A 232-nucleotide genomic window follows, 5' to 3' on the forward strand; every position below is an offset into this window, starting at 1 on the left:
ATCGCGGGCATAGCCAACATTGGCGCGGGGGACCGCGCCACTCATCTCAGTTGATTGGCAAATGCGCATCGATGTGACCGGGCGGCAAACTTGGCTGGCCGATCCCGAAGAACTCGCGCGCGGTCAGGCAAGCGCCATCCCCTGGGACGCAGGCGCGGCAGACGTCAGGCCGAAGATCACGATACAGTCTGCCAAGCCTAGCGCCGACTCAGAGGGCCTCGCCGGGGACATG

1 pseudogene is annotated in these 232 nt (G+C 65.1%); it reads right to left on the reverse strand.

The features are described 5' to 3' along the window. Positions 1 to 46 precede the first annotated feature (46 nt). Positions 47 to 181: pseudogene (locus tag AF337_RS45545) on the reverse strand (YkgJ family cysteine cluster protein); the annotation flags it as partial. Positions 182 to 232 lie beyond the last annotated feature (51 nt).

Origin of the sequence: Rhizobium ecuadorense (assembly GCF_001187535.1) — a bacterium.
GTDB classification, from domain to species: Bacteria; Pseudomonadota; Alphaproteobacteria; order Rhizobiales; family Rhizobiaceae; genus Rhizobium; species Rhizobium ecuadorense.